Below are 17,338 nucleotides of genomic sequence, written 5' to 3' on the forward strand. Positions count from 1 at the left end.
CTTATGGTTAAGGAAAATGCCAGAGGTATCGGATTGTGTCTAGTCTTGGCTGGAATTAGCTGGTGCTTAGGAAGTTGGTTTTCAGTAGTGGGTGGGCCTGTTTTTGCCCTTCTGATCGGGATGAGCCTGCATTCTTATGTTTCAAGGGAAAATGCCTTTCAGTCAGGCTTGACCTTTACCTCTAAGAAGATTTTGCAGTATGCGGTGATTTGTTTGGGATTTGGACTAAATCTATCTGCTGTTTTGGCTGTTGGACGTCAATCTCTTCCAATTATTCTTTCGACCATTAGTTTTGCCTTGTTTTTGGCAGTTCTGATGTGGAAAATCTTACCCATTTCATCTCATCTGGCGACCTTGATTGGCGTTGGGACCTCTATCTGTGGAGGCTCTGCCATTGCGGCGACAGCTCCCATTATCCAGGCGGATGATGAGGATGTGGCACAGGCTATCTCGGTCATCTTTCTCTTTAATGTCTTGGCGGCCTTGATTTTTCCGACTTTGGCAACTTGGCTTGGGTTTTCGACCGATTCGGGTCAGGCCTTTGGGATCTTCGCCGGAACGGCGGTCAATGACACCTCGTCGGTTACCGCGACAGCAGCCACCTGGGACAGCCTTTACGGACTGGGCAGTCAGACCTTGGACACGGCAGTGACGGTCAAGCTGACACGGACTCTGGCAATTATTCCTATTACGACGGTTTTGGCGATTTGGCGGAGTCGAGGAAAGGGAGTTAAGGCAGATAGTTCCTCACTCTTGGCAGGGTTTCCGACTTTCATTCTGTACTTTATTCTAGCCAGTTTGCTGACTACAATCGTAGGTCATCTTGGATTGGGGACGGATTTGTTTACCCCGCTCAAAACCCTGTCCAAGTTTCTCATTTGTATGGCCATGGCAGCTATTGGTTTGCGAACAAATGTCTTTTCTTTGGTGAAAAATGGCAGAGCTGCTCTTCTAGTCGGACTTGTTTGTTGGCTGGGCGTGACTGTACTGACACTGGTTTGGCAGGCAATCTTGGGAATTTGGTAAAGTAAAACAGCCTTCTCTTGCGAGAGGCTGCTTTTTCATCCCTTCAATCTAAAAGTCTGCGGAGCTTTTTTCAGCAAAATCCAGTAGCCGATGCTGACATAGGCAATCATGGCAAGGGAAACCAGCAGGATATAGGTGTGACTGCCCAGGTCCAGCTGGGTATTGAGGTAGGCTATCCAGTAGAGAGCTCCACTGAGGAATTTATAGACTGGGTTGACAACCTCCATGTCCTTGGTAAAGGGTTGGAGAATATAGTAGATAAAAAGGTCGTGGAAGGAAAAGAGAGCGGTCAGGCTGATAAGGAGCAGGGCTGTCAGGAGAATGGTTTCCAGGCTGAAAGCAAACCGTCCCAGCGCCATGATAGCCAGAAAGAGACTGAAGGCAAAGATGAGATTAAGCTTGAACGTTTGCAAAAAGCGGTAGTTAAAACCAGCGATAATGGTCTTGGCCTCCCGATAGAAGGGATAGTGAAGCATGGATATGTCGCAGTTGACAAAGACCATCTGAGCAACTACCTTGCCCGATGAAGCCACATACATAATCATAAAGGAGAAGGGCAAGGCTTGCAGGAGGATGGCATCGGTCAACGTAAAAGGTTCCAAATAGTAGCGGAAGGCCTCCAGAGAGACCAGAATCACCCCTACTGCCAAGACCCAGTTTCGTACCTTCTTATAGAGGACGTTTTTGTAGCGGTCAAATAGCAGAGCGTTTAGGTAGGTCATGCCAGACAGGTGGGACAGGTCCTTTCCTGTTTCCGCATTGAGTTTTGCCTGCATCTGCAACCCTTGTCGGGTGTATTCATTTCCCTTGGTCATTTCAAAGATTTTTTGATCCAGCTGCATGGACTGGTCCATACAATATTGGAGATAGTCTAGGTGGTTGGTTTGGCCTTGGATATACCGATAACCCAACCAAGTCAATATCAGTTGACTGATAAAAATCGGAATCAAGAGGCTGGTTGAGAGGCTGTCTCGGAAAAGAAACAACACGAAAAAACTGCCGAAGCCAATCGCAATGGAAGCCCAAACTGGCCAGGAATGTTGCTTAAAAAAGATATGTCGATTGAAGAGAAGACGATTGAGTGCCTGCCCACTAAAATGACCACTAGGGACAATCAGTAGGCCGACTGGTAAATAGAGGGGGTTTTTGGTGAGCACACAATAAACCAACAGGGCTGGAAGGTAGTAAAGACTAGTCAAGATGGGCTCAACAAAGAGTTGGCTTTGGATAAACTGGCCATGCGACAGCCTAAACTGCTGCATGAACTCTCTATCAGACTTGTTTATGAAGGGTTGGAAGCTCCGGCTGAAGCGATTGATAAAACCGACGGAGAGGCAAAGGAGCAGGAAACCCAAAAGCCAGGTGTCGGGATGGATATCCACCAAAGATGGTTCACCGGTCAACAGGAGGGTTAACCAAAAGCAGGCGAAAAGAAAGTGAAGTAGAATCCAGAAACCTTTTATGAGAAAACGGCTTGGTAGAGAAAAAATTCGTAGGAATAGAAAGAGGATAGTTTTAAAGTTGTAAGACTTATATACTGTCTCAGGAAGGATAGATGCTAGGCCAGGTATTTTACGGATAAAATAAAGCAGGCCATTGACATTGCGGTAGAGTTTGAATTTCTCCTGGTTCCAATAGTAGCGTAGTAGTGTGTCCATAAGCCCCTCCTAGTCTGCTGTCAGCAAGGTAACCACTTCCTGTTCAAAATCAGGGTCATGTAGTTTGTTGCTCGGAACAGTCTGCAATTCTTGGTGATGGAGCAAAACAATCTCGTCGCAGAGATCCTGAGCCAGCTGAAGAATATGGGTGGAAAAGATGATAACAGAATCCTTCTTTGCTTCTCGAATCAGCTGCTTAAACTTGTGGGCAGCCACAGGGTCAAAGGAAGTCAGTGGCTCATCCAAGAGAAGAACAGGAGGCTGGACAATCAAAGACAGGAGTAACTGGACCTTGTTCTGCATACCGTGGGAAAAGTCCTTGAGTAGACGGTGCTGGTCTTCTTCTCCGATACCGACTAAGTTCAGCCATTCTTCTGGACTGCGAGGAGATTTGAGCTTATCCTTGTGAATATCCATATAGAAACGGACAAACTCATAGGCTGTCATAAAGGCAGGCAGTTGTGGGTAGGTTTGGGTAAATCCGATGTCCGTATTATCGTAGTCAAATGGTTCCTCGTCCTTTACAAACTGAATTGAGCCACTATCTAAGGTCAGATTACGGGCAATGCAGTTGAACAAGGTCGTTTTCCCAGCCCCATTTCGCCCTAGCAAGCCGTAAATCTTGCCTTGTTCAAATTGAAAGCTGGTATCCTCCAGAATAATCTTGTGGTCAAATTTTTTAGAAATAGAAGACAGTTTCAGTTGCATGGACAATCTCCTTTTTGTTATATTGTTATGGTTTTATCATACAATAATAAGCAAAAAAATTCAAGCAGATTTTTGCTTGAATTTACAGAGAAGATAAGGAATGTTTTTGCTGGCCCTGGGCATCGAAGTTACTATCCTTTAGCCAGTTTTCAAGGGAACGCTTGCGGTCAGGCCATTCATGGTCTAATAGAGAAAACCAGGCGGTATCGCGGTTGCGTTCCTTATAGACTAGAGCCTGACGGAAGGTGCCTTCGTAGGTAAAGCCCAGGCGAAGGGCGGCCATGCAGGAGGCTTGGTTGAGTGAGTCGCATTTCCATTCGTAGCGTCGGTAGCCCAGTTCTTCAAATACATAGGTCATGAGAAGATAGTGGGCTTCTGTCGCCTGTCGGGTCCGTTGCAGTTGAGGAGAAAAGATAAGCCAGCCAACCTCGATGCTACGGTGATTTGGAACAATATTCATTAGTGCCAAGCTACCAATGGCTTGTTGGCTTTCCTGGTCCACAATAGCTAGATAATAAGGGTCAAGAGAATCCAACATCGTCTGGAAATAGGCTTGAAAAGAGTCACGGTCTGCAAAGGGTTCAAGGGCCAAGTAGGTCCAGTCAGCTTTCTTGGCATTGGGTCCATAAAACTGATAGAGCTCATCTGTATGGTGGAGACCAAGCTTTTCTAAGCGGACTGTTTTTCCTTCTAGAATATCAACGATTGGGAGATTGCCAACTGTATAATTTGGTAGTGGTGAACCAATCTCTTGGCCGAATGGATTGATAGGCATAGTTTCTTCCTAATAATGTAAACTTCCAGCCACCCAGCCAGTTGCAAGACAGTAGGTGATGTTAAAGCCACCTGTGTGGGCGTTGATGTCCAAGACCTCACCTGCAAAGTGGAGACCAGGCACCTTCTTACTTTCCAAGGTTTTGGGGTTGATTTCTTTGAGGTCAACGCCTCCTTTGGTAACAAAGGACTTGGCCAGGGACATCTTGCCCGTAATCTTAATCGGCAGGGCTTTGAGGAGGGAGACCAGATCAGTCAGATCTTTTTTGGAAACTTGTTTGACCTTGCAGTCGTAGTTCTCTGAGAAAAAGTCTGCTAGGCGGTCTGGCATGAGTTCAGCCAGGGCATTCTTGACGGATTTTTCCCTGTTGGCTTCTAAATGCTCAAACAAGTCTTGGTCAGAATGGGTCGGCAGAGCATCGAGAAACGCGGTTTCGCCGCCTTTGACAAAACTAGACAGACGAAGGGCAGCGGGCCCCGACAGGCCAAAGTGGGTAAAGAGCAGGTCATGGGTGATGAGGTGCTTGCCGTAGGTCAGGGTGACGTCGTCCAAGGAAATGCCTTGGAGTTTCTTGTGGGGGAAGTCGGTCAGGACAGGACTTTCAGCAGCCTCAATCTCCGTGACTTCCAGCTTGAAGTGGCGGGCAATGTCATGTCCAAAGCCAGTCGAGCCAGTGGAAGGATAGGTCTTGCCTCCGGTGGTGACAATGAGCTGGGGAGCTGTAAAGACTTCCTCGCTGGTCTTGACATGGAAGAGTTCATCAATCTTGCGGACGGACACCACCTCAGTTCCTGTACGGATATCGACGCCGTTTTCCAACATTTTCATCTCCAGGCACTTGATAATGGTCTGGGAGCGGTCGGTAGTCGGAAAGACACGGCCATGGTCCTCCACCTTGAGCTTGACCCCATTTTCCTGAAAGAAATTCATGATGTCGTGGTTGTCAAACTGGGAAAATACGCTGTAAAGAAAGCGGCCGTTGCCAGGAATGCCAGCCAGTAGGTCTTCCAAGGTGCCGTTGTTGGTCACATTGCAACGTCCGCCACCTGTGCCAGATAGTTTCTTACCCAAACGCTTGTTTTTTTCAAGGAGCAGGGTCTTCTTGCCATAAAAACTAGAAGAAATGGCGGCCATCATGCCAGCAGGCCCCGCTCCGATAATAATGGTATCTACTGTATTCATGTCCTTATTTTATCATAAATTCAGGAAAGTTTTTCAAAATGAGGGCTCCGCCTTGACTTTGCCCACCTTTCCTGTTAGAGTAGGGAAGTAAATTAGTTTTTGAGTTCTGTTTGTGTTTCACCTGCTTTACCTTTTCTAGTTTTACAAATTTAGAGAAAGGAAGTAGTGACATGGCACAAGGAACAGTAAAATGGTTCAACGCTGAGAAAGGCTTCGGCTTCATCGCTCAGGAAAACGGACCAGATGTATTTGCACACTTTTCAGAAATCCAAACCAATGGTTTTAAATCATTGGATGAAGGTCAAAAAGTGACTTTTGATGTGACAGAAGGTCAACGTGGCCCTCAGGCAAGCAACATCGTCAAACTGTAAAAAATTGCCCTCCTTTGGAGGGCTTTTTCCTTATTCGTTTTGGTAAATTTGACAGCAAACTCCTCTTGTGGTAATATTTTAATGATACAGACAAATGAGAAAATGAACATATAATTGAGGAAATTATGGGAATTGAGAAAACGGTCAGCGAATTAGCTGAGATCCTAGGAGTTAGCCGACAGGCCATGAATAACCGTGTGAAATCTTTGCCAGAGGAATACGTGGAAAAAAATGACAAGGGTGTCACAGTTGTCAATCGGGCTGGTTTGGTGAAACTTGAAGAAATCTACAAGACAACGATTTTTGAAGATGAGCCAGTCAGTGACGAAGTCCGCCAACGCGAGATTTTAGAGATTCGGATTGATGAAAAAAATGATGAAATCATCCGGCTCTACGATCAAATCTTGGCCAAGGACAAGCAGATTGCAGAAAAAGATGAGCAGTTGCGGATTAAGGACGTCCAGATTGCAGAGAAAGACAAGCAACTAGATCAGCAACAACAACTCACCTTGAAAGCTATGGCGGACAAGGACGTATTAAAATTAGAATTGGAAGAAGCCAAGGCCCACGTAGAAGAAGTCAAAGCGAAAGGCTTTTTCGCAAGATTGTTTGGTAAATAAAAAGGTCCGGGGGACCTTTTTATCATGAGCTCGAAATATAGAAAGCGAATTAGGTCCGGGGGACCTTTTTATCATGAGCTCGAAATTTAGAAAGCGAATTAGGTCCGGGGGAGTGAAACAGTCTGGGGGACTGTTTCAGCCCGAGCCAAGAAATGAAAAAGCGAGGCTCAGTCTGGGGGACTGTTTCAGCCCGAGCTTGGAAATGCGAAAAAAATCAAGTTCCAAATTAGGAACTTGATTTTTTCTTTTGTTCTAGCCACTCCTCTCGTATGATTCCATATTTGACGGAATCGTAGTAGTGACCTTGCCAATAGCGGACTTTTCGAATTTGGGCTTCCTTGGTCATGCCTAGCTTCTCAGCGGCACGCATCATGCCAGGATTGCCGGACCAGGTTGTGAGACCAATGTGCTCCAAATCGGGAAATTGGTCAAAAATCATATTAAGCCAAATTTTGAGGGCAGCTGTCCCATATCCTTTTCCCCAGATACTGTCGTCATGGATTTCGATCCCGATTTCTAGCCAGCGTGTTGGCTGGCATTCCCAGTAATAGCTCACAAAGCCAATCGGTTGGTCATCCAGAAGTATGGCTCTAACGGACTCTTTTTGTAACCACTGGTAGAGCGGGGCTGCTTGAAAGTCTTCAAAGCGAGCATAAGCATGGTAGTCATCAAAATAGGGAGCCGCAAATTCCTTCCAGCGTGGAGCAGCTTGGCGATAGCCGATTTCCCACAAGCGATGGAGCCGATCAGTTGTAAAAGGTTGCAGAGTGATAGTTGGCATCTTGTACTTTCCTCACAACAAAAGATGGATTAGTAGTATTCTCCTTGGCGGTAATCCCAAGAATTGAAATGTTCAGAAAGATTCATCATGATTTTGTCGATGTCCAGCCCCTTGCGAATCACAACTGGACATGGGCTGATTGAGCGGCTGGCAGGACCTTGTTCAGGAATAAGTTTGCCCTCCTTATCAACCATGGACACCATAACCCCTTGCTCATAGCGGGTTTCAATCGTTTTATCAGGTTGGATTGAAGCAACATAGTCATCCGCCTCAATCACCAAGTCAACCTTAGAAGCGATGCGCTCGCCAATTCCTTCTACCTTGCCACGGTTTCCCTTGCCAGATGGGTTGGCAGAAGAAGCATAGACCATACGTCCCTCTTTTTCCCACATTTCCTTAGCGATTTGCTCACCAGCTACTCCAAACTTGATGACAAAGCAAGAGGTCTTGCGAGTATCGGTCATCAACTCCTCACGACCATCTCCATAGGCTTGGAGCTTTTCGTAGGCTTCTGGCTTCCAGGGCAGGATGCAACCAAGCAAGATATCCTGATTCCAGTGGGCTTGGTAAAAAGCATCGATTTCCGGGGTTAACTGGGCCAATTCACGCAACTCTTCCATGCTACCACAGAGAACGACACCTGGTTTATTGCGCTTGCGCTCTTTTGCGTCAAACTTGCGTTCTAAACCAGCCTTATCTGCGGTCATGATGATGTAGCCTACCTTAGTTGGGCAAACAATAACGCCGCCTTCCCCTTTGATAATATCAAGGCCTTCTTGTGAAAGTTGGCCATCCCAATGAATTTGTTTTGTCATAAATTGGCTCCTTTTAAATTGTCAGATAATTCAATTATATCAGAATTTTTTGAAAAAACAAGTTGTTTCAAAAAGAAGGACTTGCAAAAGCATCTGAATTGTGGGAAACTAGATTCATGAAACGAATGAGACGAGAATTTCAGAAAATTTATTACAATCTAGACAAAATCCTCCTCCTCTTTGCTTCCTCCTTTGCTTTTATGGAATTTATCTGGATTCCCTTTAATTCTTGGTTGGCAGAAGAGCTCCTGAGTTTGACAGGGCATGCTTATTTATCACCGACCAATGCTCTGGCAGTTTTTTCGGAAAATGGCTTTGTAACCCTTATGTTCCTTCTCATGTTTGTCGCCAATATCTTCGTGGCATACTTGGAGATGGCACTTTTATTTACAGGGATCTGGCAGTTATTGGATCAAAATGTGAAGCACCTACCTGATTTTCTGCGGGATGTAGGCAGAAGCATGCTAACAATTTTGAGGCATATCAGCCTTGCAAAAATGATTTTCCTGCTCTTTTATGCCGTCATATTATTGCCTTTTTTGAGGCGGCTTCTAAATATTTATTATTTTAATAAGCTGGTCATTCCTGAATTTGTTGTCGATTATTTAACCACTATTTTGTTGATTAGCTTACTCTTTCTACTCGGTCTCTTGTTCTTCTTCTGGCTGGCGTCAAGACTGATGTTTGCTATTCCAAAGGTATACTTTGAGCACCGGAGTGTGAAAGAGTCCATTCGCTATTCTTGGGACAAGACAAGCGGTTGGAATCAAGTGGGGCATTTCTTCTCTTTGATCAGCATTATCTTACAATCGACTTTGCTCTTTTTCTTGAGTGGTCTTTGTTTCTATACTGTTCAGGTCCTGGTGGAACGATTTTTTCCGAGTTTGGCCTTTCCGATGGTCATAGTCCACTATGTCTTACTGCGGTTGGCTTTTTACAGTGCCATCGCCTTGTTTATGACCAAGTTTGTGACCTTGATGACTGGCAAACATTTGCCAAGCTATCGTCGTAAACGTCTACGCCACCGCCTCCGTCTGGCTATTGTTGCAACAGCGAGTCTTTATTATGGGGTTCAAGGGGCGGTGACTTTTTATTATCCGTTAGAAACCTTGCCAATCACAATTTCCCACAGGGGTGTTGACAATGCGAACGGAGTGCAAAATACTCTGGATTCCTTGGAGAAGACAGCCCAGCTAGCACCTGACTACATCGAAATGGATATTCAGGAGACCAAAGACTTTCAGTTTGTTGTCATGCACGATACAGACCTTCTGGCTCTCACTGGAAATCCTGGCGGAACCCATGATTACACCTTGGCAGAATTGACTAAGATGACGGCCTCAGAAAATGGCATGTCCAGTCCAGTTCCTTCTTTCGAAGCTTACTTGGACAAGGCAGATCAGCTGGGGCAGAAACTGCTGGTGGAGATTAAGGTAACAGGCCAAGATTCCCCTGATTTGACTAAAACTTTCCTAGAAAAATACGGGCAACGCCTACTAGATAAGGGGCACCAGATTCAGTCGCTGGACTATCAAACCATCATCGAGGTAAAGGAATACGATGAAGCCCTTGTTTCTCTTTTTATCTTGCCATTTAACTCGATTTATCCACGGACCCTTGCGGATGGATATACTATGGAATATTCTTCTTTGGATCAAAACTTTATGGTCAAATCCTGGTTGCATGGAAAGTCTGTCTATGCCTGGACTCCTAATGATGAAGAAACCATGAGCCAGGTGATCTTGTTGCAAGTGGATGGGATTATCACCGACCAGCTGGCAGTCATGAAGGACTTGATGAAAAGTTTTCAAGAGAATACTTCTTACAGTGACCTCTTCTTGATTCAATTCCAAAAGCTCCTTTACCAATTTGAAGGGTAACAAGAAAAAACGGACGTCTGTCCGTTTTTTCTTGTTGTTTAGAATGGTAATTTTCCTGCAAAGGCACCGAGAGTTTTTTTAGTCGCTTGGTCTGCCAAGTCTAAGGCTTGATTAACAGCTTGTACCGTCATATCTTGCAAAGTTTCGATGTCTTCTGGGTCCACGACCTCTGGTTTAAAGCTGACAGCTACCAATTTTTTATCCCCTGTAACCGTAGCAGAGACGAGTTCTTGGGCAGAATGACCTGTGAATTCCATCGCAGCCAATTCGGCTTGGCTCTTTTCCATTTGTTTCTGCAGTTTTTGTGCTTGTTTCATCATTTGTTGCATATTCATCATTGTCTTGTCCTCCTAAATGATATCGCTATATTATACCATTTTTTCTGCCAGGGGGAAACTCACGCAATTATACAGTATATTAACCTATTTTCTATTGACCTTTACTGGAGGGCGTAGTATAATAAAAGAAAAACTGGTTATAACCAGCAAAGGAGGAACTATGTTTCGTTTAGCAAAAGAAGAATTGGAAAAACTGGGTGCTAGTATTACAGTACCAGAAATTTTCCAGCAACCTGGTTTATGGAAGGAGGCACATGAATTATATACAGGGCAACTAGAAGCAATTGAGCGTTTTATCGGAGCGATCAAAGAACGTCATGCGTTTGTCCATGTTATTTTTGCAGGTGCAGGGACATCTGATTTTGTCGGCCAATCCATTGCAAACTATTTAAATCAAGTCAATGACTTGAAGTCTATCCGTTTTACGACTGTTGGGACAGTTGAATTGGTAAGCAGACCCTATGACTACTTGCAAGCAGACCTACCAACGATTTTGGTTTCCTTTGCGCGTAGTGGAAACTCACCTGAAAGTGTGGCGGCAGTAGAAGTTGCCAAACAAATCGTTGATCAACTCTATCAAGTGACCATTACCTGTGCTCCAGAGGGTAAATTAGCCCAGGCAGCTGCAGGTGATGAAGAAAATCTCTTGCTCTTGCAACCTGCGGGTTCAAACGACAAGGGCTTTGCAATGACAGGTTCATATTCCTGCATGGCTCTGACTGCCCTACTTGTCTTCTCACCAGCTAGTCAAGAAGAGAAAGCTGCTTGGGTGGAGACGATTGTTAGAGTGGGACAAGATGTCTTGGACCGTGAAGACTATGTGGAAGAATTGGTCGGACAAGATTTTGAACGGGTAATCTATCTCGGTGCCGGTGGTTTCTATGGTGTGGCACATGAAGCGCAGCTGAAGATTTTGGAGTTAACAGCCGGTAAGATTGCGACTATGTACGAATCCCCTCTTGGATTCCGTCATGGTCCAAAATCTCTCATTAATGAAAAGACAGTAGTTATTGTGTTCACATCAAATGATCCGTACACTCGCCAGTACGATGTTGATTTGATTAATGAGGTTTATGGTGATGACATTGTTACGCGCATCGTGGCCCTATCTTCTAGTCCATTGGAAGGCACAGAAGCAGCCAACTTTGTCTTGGCTTCAGGCGGAGAAAACCTTCCAGATGTCTTCTTGACCTTCCCATACATCTTATTTGCCCAAACCTTCTCCGTAATGGCGGCGCTCAAGTGCAAAAACTTGCCGGACACTCCATCACCAACTGGTACTGTCAACCGAGTTGTGCAAGGGGTTATCATTCACCCATTGCCATAAACAGAATAAGCGTGCCAAAAGAGCTTCCAAAAAAGGAAGCTCTTTTTTAAAATGGCAAATGAAGGCTGGACTGGTCCAAATCAAGAGAAATGGTCCAGTCGCTATTGTCCCGAATGGTGCATTCAAAATCGGTGGTGTAGAGAATTAGCTCCAAGACATCCCCTGTTTTCAGCTGGTAGATAGTCGGTTGCAGTTTCCAGCTCAAGTCCATCCACTGGTCTGGCACCACTTCCTCAATTTTCATCAAGTCAGTACGGTTTTGCAGGTTCATAAAGCCCTTGGTCACCAAGCGTTGCGGCATCTCCACATAAGGCAACTCCACCAGATTTTCTTGGGCATGGTAGCGGCCGTTGTCCAGGCTCAACCGCGTTTTTGGCGTTGGGATTGGGGCCAGGCGTTTTTTGCTTCCCTTGTCCAATAGCTGAGCAGATAAGAGGCCCTTGGCTACACTAGAAGATACACGGAGTTTCAGCGTGACCTGTCCGTTAATCAGGATATCCTCCGTCATAGGCAGTTCCATGCTGACTTGATTGGCCTTGCCTGCATAGAGGTCTTGGTGGAAGGCTGGATAGGATTTGCCGTAGCGGTCAAAATTTTCTTGGGCATAGTGATTGGAAATGGTCTGACTTCCAGTACCTAGTGGCAAGACAGCCTCATTTTCACCGCCAAAGGTTTCTAAAGTCGTCCAAGTCTGCTCACCGCTGTTGTCCTGCCAGATGACCTTTGGCAGTTGGTAGTTATTCTCGTAGCCCAGCAGTTTCTGGCTGAGCAGGGCGTTCATGGATTCACGGAAGTCGATAGACTGCCAGTTGTTCATATACACGTGGGCACCGTTGTGGAAGAAGAGGTGCTTTTTGATGTGACTTGGCAGGGCATGGAACATATTCCAGACGTGGATTGGTTTGACATTCCAGTCCTGTGAGCCGTGGGTAAAGACCACTTCGCACTTGACCTTGTCAGCCTGGAGCAGATAGTTGCGGTCCTGCCAGTATTGGCTGTAGTCACCGCTAGTGCGGTCCAGAGCAGCTTGTTCTGCTGCCAGTCCTTTTTCGTAGGCTGCTTTATTGCGGAGGAAGTCCCCCGCTTGCAGGCTTTTCGAGTAGGTCAGGGCTGTCAAGCTGTCCAAGTCCTCTCCTGGATAGCCACCAGGGCTGGTCACCAGCCCGTTTTCACGGTAGTAGTCATACCAAGAGGAAATCCCTGCTTCTGCGATGATGACTTCCAATCCGTCCACGCCAGTTGTTGCCAAGGCATTGGACATGGTTCCTAGGTAAGACAGTCCCGTCGTCGCTACCTTACCATTGGCCCAATCGGCCTTGACCTCTAACGAGCGAGTGTGGTCTGTGTAGGCCTTAGTGCGACCGTTCAGCCAGTCAATCACCGCTTTGTAGCCCTCAACCTGCTGGTAGTCGCCAGATGTCATGTAGCCAGTCGAGCCCAACGTGCCGATACCAGACACATGGAGGCTGGCGAAACCACGAGCAAGGAAGTAATCATTGAGGGAGTAAGAAGTGATGTGGCCCAGTTTTTCGGTGGCAGGGCTGACAGGTAGTTCTCGCTGGTCCAAGTCTAGCTTAGTGATGCTAGTCTGCTTGACCTCAATGGTGCCAGCAGATTTTTCAGCTAACTCCCCTTCCATCTTGTGCAGGGCCTTGTCGCTGGCTACATCGTTAACTCCTTGATGATAAGGACTGTTTGTAATCACCGCAGGGATTTTCCCGTCAAACTGCGGACGGAGGATGGAAACTTTGACAATATCAGTCTGGCCAGTCCCAGCCGTATCGACAGGTGTTTCCACATAGACCACCTCGCGAATGAGGTTTTTGGTTGAAAAGGTCGCTAGAGATTTACCGTTGAAGAAGTGGTAGTGATTGTCCTCTGGAATCAGGTCGTCACTGACCAGCTGGTCAATCAAGGTGTTTCCGGACTTGGTGCGGGTATTGAGGAGTTGGTAGAGGTTGTCGATGATGTTCCCATAGACAATTGGGAAATGGCTGGACTTGCGGAATTCTTCCACATCTGTGTAATCCATACCAGGCACAAAGCCCAGCAACTGAAAGGCCACTTGATAAAAAATCTGATCTGTCAGCTCTCGGTCTGACTGGAAGAAGGTCAGAAGATCTGTCTCCCAATCCGCAATCATGTTGGACAGGGCAAAGTCGGTATTTGTTGTCAGGAAATGACACTTTCTAGCAAAGGTTTCGAGAGTGGTCTTTGGATTAGCTTGAGAATCCAGAGTAAAGCCGATTGGGTGGAGTTCCTCAATCATCTGATCCAGTGGGCTTGCAATGTAGGAATAGGCATTAAAACGCATACATGTTCCTTTCTTGTGTAAATTCTTTACTTTGGTGACCATTGTTGATAGAATGGTTCTTATTTCGTTTTCACGCTACTGTTAGCATAAAGAAAGTAGAGAGGCTTGTCAAGTGTCGTTGTACTGGAAATGAATAAACTTATATAAAACTGAGACAAATTTGTCTGAATGTAGTAAAATAGTGTAAAATATTGGGGTTGAATTTTATATATTATTTGTAAAAAACGACAGTTTCCATTACAATAGTATGGTATAGTATTGAGGAGTATGAGATGTTACGAGACAAGCATGTAGTTCCTGTTTTGCGTGTGAATAACAGGGCTATCAATCAAGAATTTATCGAGAAAAATTTGGGTTTGAAAACTCTATTAGAAGATGGACCATTTGCTGATTTTTCAAGCCACCAGTCAAAAGAATTGGTCTTGAGTTTGATGGAATCACCTAGTGCCCGTACCCGTCAGGTTAAGGGCTTGAAAAAACTGGCTCTCCTGGTGCTGAAAGTAGCACAGGCAGAAGAGATTGAAGCATTTTTGGCTACTGGAGCCTCTTATTCAAGATTATATAAGGGAAAAACTGGCCTTGCTTTTGAATGCCTATCGCCAGAAGGAGACCGATTCCTGGTTCATGGCGAAGAGAGCTGTGAGGATTTGGTCGAAATACTGGCTCCCTATCCGTTTGCATCTAAAGAGGGCTTTGTCGGTTTCAGTCAGGCACAGATTGAGGAAGTTGTATTGCGAACACCTAATCAAGAAGCGAGTCAAGCGTATTACCAAAAAATATTGGGAGATCAGGAACTTGTTCGTTTCGAACAGGCAGAGGGTGATGACTTGCAGACACCAGCTGAGGAAGTCTGGGATTTGGATAGCTTGCATTTTCTGGTGAAGCAGGACTTTGACTGGGAGATTCTGGAAGCAGTTTTGCCGGCAGGCTATTTCAAAGATAAGCGCCAGCGATTTATCCAGACAAGGGACCTAAGTGGCATTGAATTACGGTTTGAAAAATGAGACAAGAAATTTTAGACAAGATTTTAGAGCAGATTGAGCAAGGAGTCTATCCTGGTGCCAGTCTGGCTCTTTTTTCTAAGGGTCAGTGGCAGGAGTATTATTTGGGTACCCAAGATGGTCAGACGCCAGTAGAGGCGGGTTTGACTTATGATTTAGCTTCTGTTTCCAAGGTGGTTGGAGTAGGGACTCTTGCGACTTTTTTGGTCAATAGCGGAGCCTTGGAGCTAGATAGGGCCTTGCAGTCTTACTATCCAGCCTTTCAAAATAGTCAGGTCACCATTCGCCAATTATTGACCCATACTAGCGGCATTGACCCCTTCATTCCCAATCGGGATAGTCTGGATGCAGACCAATTAAAAGAAGCGATTTTGAAGATTAGGGTGACGGACAAGAAAGAATTCCTCTACACAGACATCAATTTTCTCCTGTTGGGCTTTTTGTTGGAGGAACTAGGTGGAGCTAGTCTGGACCAGCTGATTAGTCGAGGTGTTCTAGAGCCCTTTGGCATGTCCCAAACCTCATACGGTCCTGTCAGTCAGGCGGTACCGACGGTGCGTGGCGTCAAAGCCGGTGTGGTGCATGATCCTAAGGCGCGTGTCTTGGGGATGCACGCGGGTAGTGCGGGGCTTTTTTCGACGGTCAGAGATTTAAAAATCTTTTTGGAGCGCTATCTGACAGAGGACTTTGCGGCAGGCTTGAGCCAGGATTATGGCTTTGACGACAATCGCAAGCGGTCGCTGGCCTGGGATAAGAAGGGGGATTGGTTGTCCCATACGGGCTATACAGGGACCTTTATCATGTTCAATCGTCGCTTGCAGCAAGCTGCGATTTTTCTCTCCAACCGAACCTTTGAAAAGGATGAACGAGCCCAGTGGAAGCTGGATCGAAACCAGGTCATGGCTCTGATTCGGCAAGTTCTGGAGGGAGAGGGACAATGAGATATGTTCTTCTAATGAGAGGGATTAATGTCGGCGGTCGCAATAAGGTTGTGATGGCTGAATTGCGTCAATCAGTGGCAGCTTTAGGCTATGACAAGGTTGAAACCTACATCAACAGCGGCAATCTTTTCTTTGATGCAGAAAAGGATAGGGATGAGATTGTGGAGGATTTTCAAGATTTCTTTGCCAGCCACTATCCATTTGTTGAAGCCTTTTCCCTTTTGAGCGCCAAGGACTATGCGACAGAAGTAGCACAGCTCCCAGCTTGGTGGGAGGACGACATGGCTCGTAAAGATGTCTTATTTTATACGGATAGGAGCCAGAAGACTCTGATTGAGGACTGGGTGAGCCAGCTGGACTTGGGAGAGGAGATTGTGCATTGTGGTCAGAAGGCTCTTTTCTGGGGCAAGTTTGATGAGGGATCCTATCAGCAGACGGCCTATCATAAAAAGCTTGCCCATCAGGCTTTCTACAAGAGCTTAACGATCCGTAACCACAAGACCTTTGCAAAATTGGCAGAGTTTTTGGAAAAATGAAGAAGGAAATGAGGGAAAACGATTTGTGACTGTTTTCCTTTTTACATTTCTGACATCAAATTGTCATCAGTTTTCAATTTGTTTGAGATTTTAGCGTGATAAAGTGGAGAAGTAATAAAGGAGAGATTCTATGAAAGAAAAAATGACCCTATGTAGTCTATTTTTGGGTGCAGGTTTGGCTTCGGGACTGACTGTACAAGCAGCAGAATATCAGGTTCAGGCAGGCGATTCTTTTTCGTCCATTGCTGCGGCGCATCAGATGGATATGAATCAACTGGCAACAATGAATCAAATGGCTATCTATGATTTATTATTGCCTGGACAGGTCTTACAGGTTGCGGATAATTGGGTAACTAGTCCATCGGCCAGTCAGGAAACAAGCTATACGGTTCAGTATGGTGACAGCCTATCTGCTATTGCAGCCAAGTTTGGAATGGACATTTACCATCTTGCTCAACTCAATGAAATGGATATTTATGGCTTGTTGTTGCCAGGCCAAGTCTTGACAGTGACAGCCACTGCTCAACAAGTACAAACAGCTGCCTCAAATTACTACCTGCCAGGTTTTACCTATGAAGCAGGCATCAATTACCCTGTGGGTCAATGTACCTGGGCAGTTCAGAAGTTAACTGGCTGGGCAGGTGACTGGTGGGGTAACGCTGCAGACTGGGCTCGCAATGCTGCTGCGCAAGGTTTTCTCATTGGTAGTCAGCCCCAGGTTGGGTCAATCATTGTTTGGGACGATGGAGGTTATGGTCACGTTGCCTATGTGACAGATGTGAATCAGTGGGGACAAATCCAGGTTTTGGAAGCCAACTACAACGGCCAGCAATGGATTGATAACTATCGTGGATGGTTTACACCGACAGCTGACCAGGGGATTGTATCCTACATTTATCCACCAGCCAATTAGTAATAGAAATTTTGTAATTTCAAAAAGATATGATTTTAAAGTCTAGTTTTGTGTGATGCAGGACTAGACTTTTGTTCGAGTTAATTTCTTTTAAATTCATTGTTCTTGAATGTCAAATTCAGTGAGATCATATTTTGTTTCTAATATCGTAT

At 45.6% G+C, this 17,338-nt stretch carries 17 protein-coding genes; 9 read left to right on the top strand and 8 right to left on the bottom strand.

Annotation, left to right across the window (positions count from 1 at the left end; all coding sequences use genetic code 11):
• Positions 1-3 precede the first annotated feature (3 nt).
• Positions 4-1,026 carry a YeiH family protein gene (locus J5566_RS05645; protein ID WP_208562460.1) on the top strand — a complete coding sequence of 341 codons (1,023 nt, stop codon included), beginning with the start codon at positions 4-6 and terminating at the stop codon, positions 1,024-1,026.
• Between the two features lie 35 nt (positions 1,027-1,061).
• On the opposite strand, the gene J5566_RS05650 is transcribed toward J5566_RS05645, so the two are convergent.
• The 4 genes from J5566_RS05650 to J5566_RS05665 form a co-directional block, all read right to left on the bottom strand.
• Complete coding sequence (locus J5566_RS05650; RefSeq protein WP_208562461.1) at positions 1,062-2,684, bottom strand: hypothetical protein; 1,623 nt, start codon at positions 2,682-2,684, stop codon at positions 1,062-1,064.
• 9 nt (positions 2,685-2,693) lie between these two features.
• The gene (locus J5566_RS05655) at positions 2,694-3,392 is read right to left on the bottom strand and encodes an ABC transporter ATP-binding protein (RefSeq protein ID WP_208562462.1); all 699 of its coding nucleotides are present in this window, start codon (positions 3,390-3,392) and stop codon (positions 2,694-2,696) included.
• Positions 3,393-3,474: 82 nt separating this feature from the next.
• Positions 3,475-4,167 (bottom strand): GNAT family N-acetyltransferase, encoded by a 693-nt coding sequence (locus tag J5566_RS05660; RefSeq protein WP_208562463.1) that lies wholly within the window; start codon positions 4,165-4,167, stop codon positions 3,475-3,477.
• A 9-nt stretch (positions 4,168-4,176) separates the two neighbouring features.
• Positions 4,177-5,349, bottom strand: coding sequence for an NAD(P)/FAD-dependent oxidoreductase (locus tag J5566_RS05665; protein WP_208562464.1), 1,173 nt, complete (start codon positions 5,347-5,349; stop codon positions 4,177-4,179).
• A 170-nt stretch (positions 5,350-5,519) separates the two neighbouring features.
• Between J5566_RS05665 and J5566_RS05670 the strand changes: the two genes are divergently transcribed.
• Positions 5,520-5,720 (top strand): cold-shock protein, encoded by a 201-nt coding sequence (locus tag J5566_RS05670; protein WP_105122269.1) that lies wholly within the window; start codon positions 5,520-5,522, stop codon positions 5,718-5,720.
• A gap of 125 nt (positions 5,721-5,845) precedes the next feature.
• Complete coding sequence (locus tag J5566_RS05675) at positions 5,846-6,340, top strand: DUF536 domain-containing protein (RefSeq protein WP_158456022.1); 495 nt, start codon at positions 5,846-5,848, stop codon at positions 6,338-6,340.
• 226 nt (positions 6,341-6,566) lie between these two features.
• Here the strand turns inward: J5566_RS05675 and J5566_RS05680 are convergent, their stop codons facing one another.
• Together J5566_RS05680 and J5566_RS05685 are read right to left on the bottom strand one after the other, a co-directional pair.
• Entirely contained in the window at positions 6,567-7,121 is a 555-nt protein-coding gene (locus tag J5566_RS05680) for a GNAT family N-acetyltransferase (RefSeq protein ID WP_208562465.1), read from the bottom strand.
• Positions 7,122-7,150: 29 nt separating this feature from the next.
• Positions 7,151-7,936, bottom strand: a complete 786-nt coding sequence (locus J5566_RS05685) for an L-threonylcarbamoyladenylate synthase (protein WP_208562466.1) — start codon at positions 7,934-7,936, stop codon at positions 7,151-7,153.
• 116 nt (positions 7,937-8,052) lie between these two features.
• Between J5566_RS05685 and J5566_RS05690 the strand changes: the two genes are divergently transcribed.
• A complete protein-coding gene (locus tag J5566_RS05690) occupies positions 8,053-9,816 on the top strand; it encodes a glycerophosphoryl diester phosphodiesterase membrane domain-containing protein (protein WP_208562467.1) in 1,764 nt (587 codons plus the stop codon).
• A gap of 38 nt (positions 9,817-9,854) precedes the next feature.
• Here the strand turns inward: J5566_RS05690 and J5566_RS05695 are convergent, their stop codons facing one another.
• Positions 9,855-10,154, bottom strand: coding sequence for a YbaB/EbfC family nucleoid-associated protein (locus J5566_RS05695; protein WP_208562468.1), 300 nt, complete (start codon positions 10,152-10,154; stop codon positions 9,855-9,857).
• Positions 10,155-10,314: 160 nt separating this feature from the next.
• On the opposite strand from J5566_RS05695, the gene J5566_RS05700 reads away from it, so the two are divergent.
• Positions 10,315-11,481, top strand: a complete 1,167-nt coding sequence (locus tag J5566_RS05700) for an SIS domain-containing protein (protein ID WP_208562469.1) — start codon at positions 10,315-10,317, stop codon at positions 11,479-11,481.
• Between the two features lie 46 nt (positions 11,482-11,527).
• Here J5566_RS05700 and J5566_RS05705 read toward each other — a convergent pair whose 3' ends face one another.
• On the bottom strand, positions 11,528-13,795 hold the full coding sequence (locus J5566_RS05705; protein ID WP_208562470.1) for a Xaa-Pro dipeptidyl-peptidase: 2,268 nt from the start codon (positions 13,793-13,795) through the stop codon (positions 11,528-11,530).
• A gap of 272 nt (positions 13,796-14,067) precedes the next feature.
• On the opposite strand from J5566_RS05705, the gene J5566_RS05710 reads away from it, so the two are divergent.
• From J5566_RS05710 to J5566_RS05725, 4 genes are all read left to right on the top strand, one after another.
• Complete coding sequence (locus J5566_RS05710; RefSeq protein WP_208562471.1) at positions 14,068-14,799, top strand: CppA N-terminal domain-containing protein; 732 nt, start codon at positions 14,068-14,070, stop codon at positions 14,797-14,799.
• Entirely contained in the window at positions 14,796-15,737 is a 942-nt protein-coding gene (locus J5566_RS05715; RefSeq protein ID WP_208562472.1) for a serine hydrolase domain-containing protein, read from the top strand. Before J5566_RS05710 ends, J5566_RS05715 begins: the two co-directional genes overlap by 4 nt.
• Entirely contained in the window at positions 15,734-16,273 is a 540-nt protein-coding gene (locus J5566_RS05720) for a DUF1697 domain-containing protein (protein WP_208562473.1), read from the top strand. The genes J5566_RS05715 and J5566_RS05720 overlap by 4 nt, the downstream gene beginning before the upstream one ends.
• A gap of 130 nt (positions 16,274-16,403) precedes the next feature.
• Entirely contained in the window at positions 16,404-17,186 is a 783-nt protein-coding gene (locus J5566_RS05725; protein ID WP_208562474.1) for a LysM peptidoglycan-binding domain-containing protein, read from the top strand.
• Positions 17,187-17,338: the final 152 nt, after the last annotated feature.

This window comes from Streptococcus suis, assembly GCF_017601095.1.
GTDB lineage: Bacteria > Bacillota > Bacilli > Lactobacillales > Streptococcaceae > Streptococcus > Streptococcus suis_Z.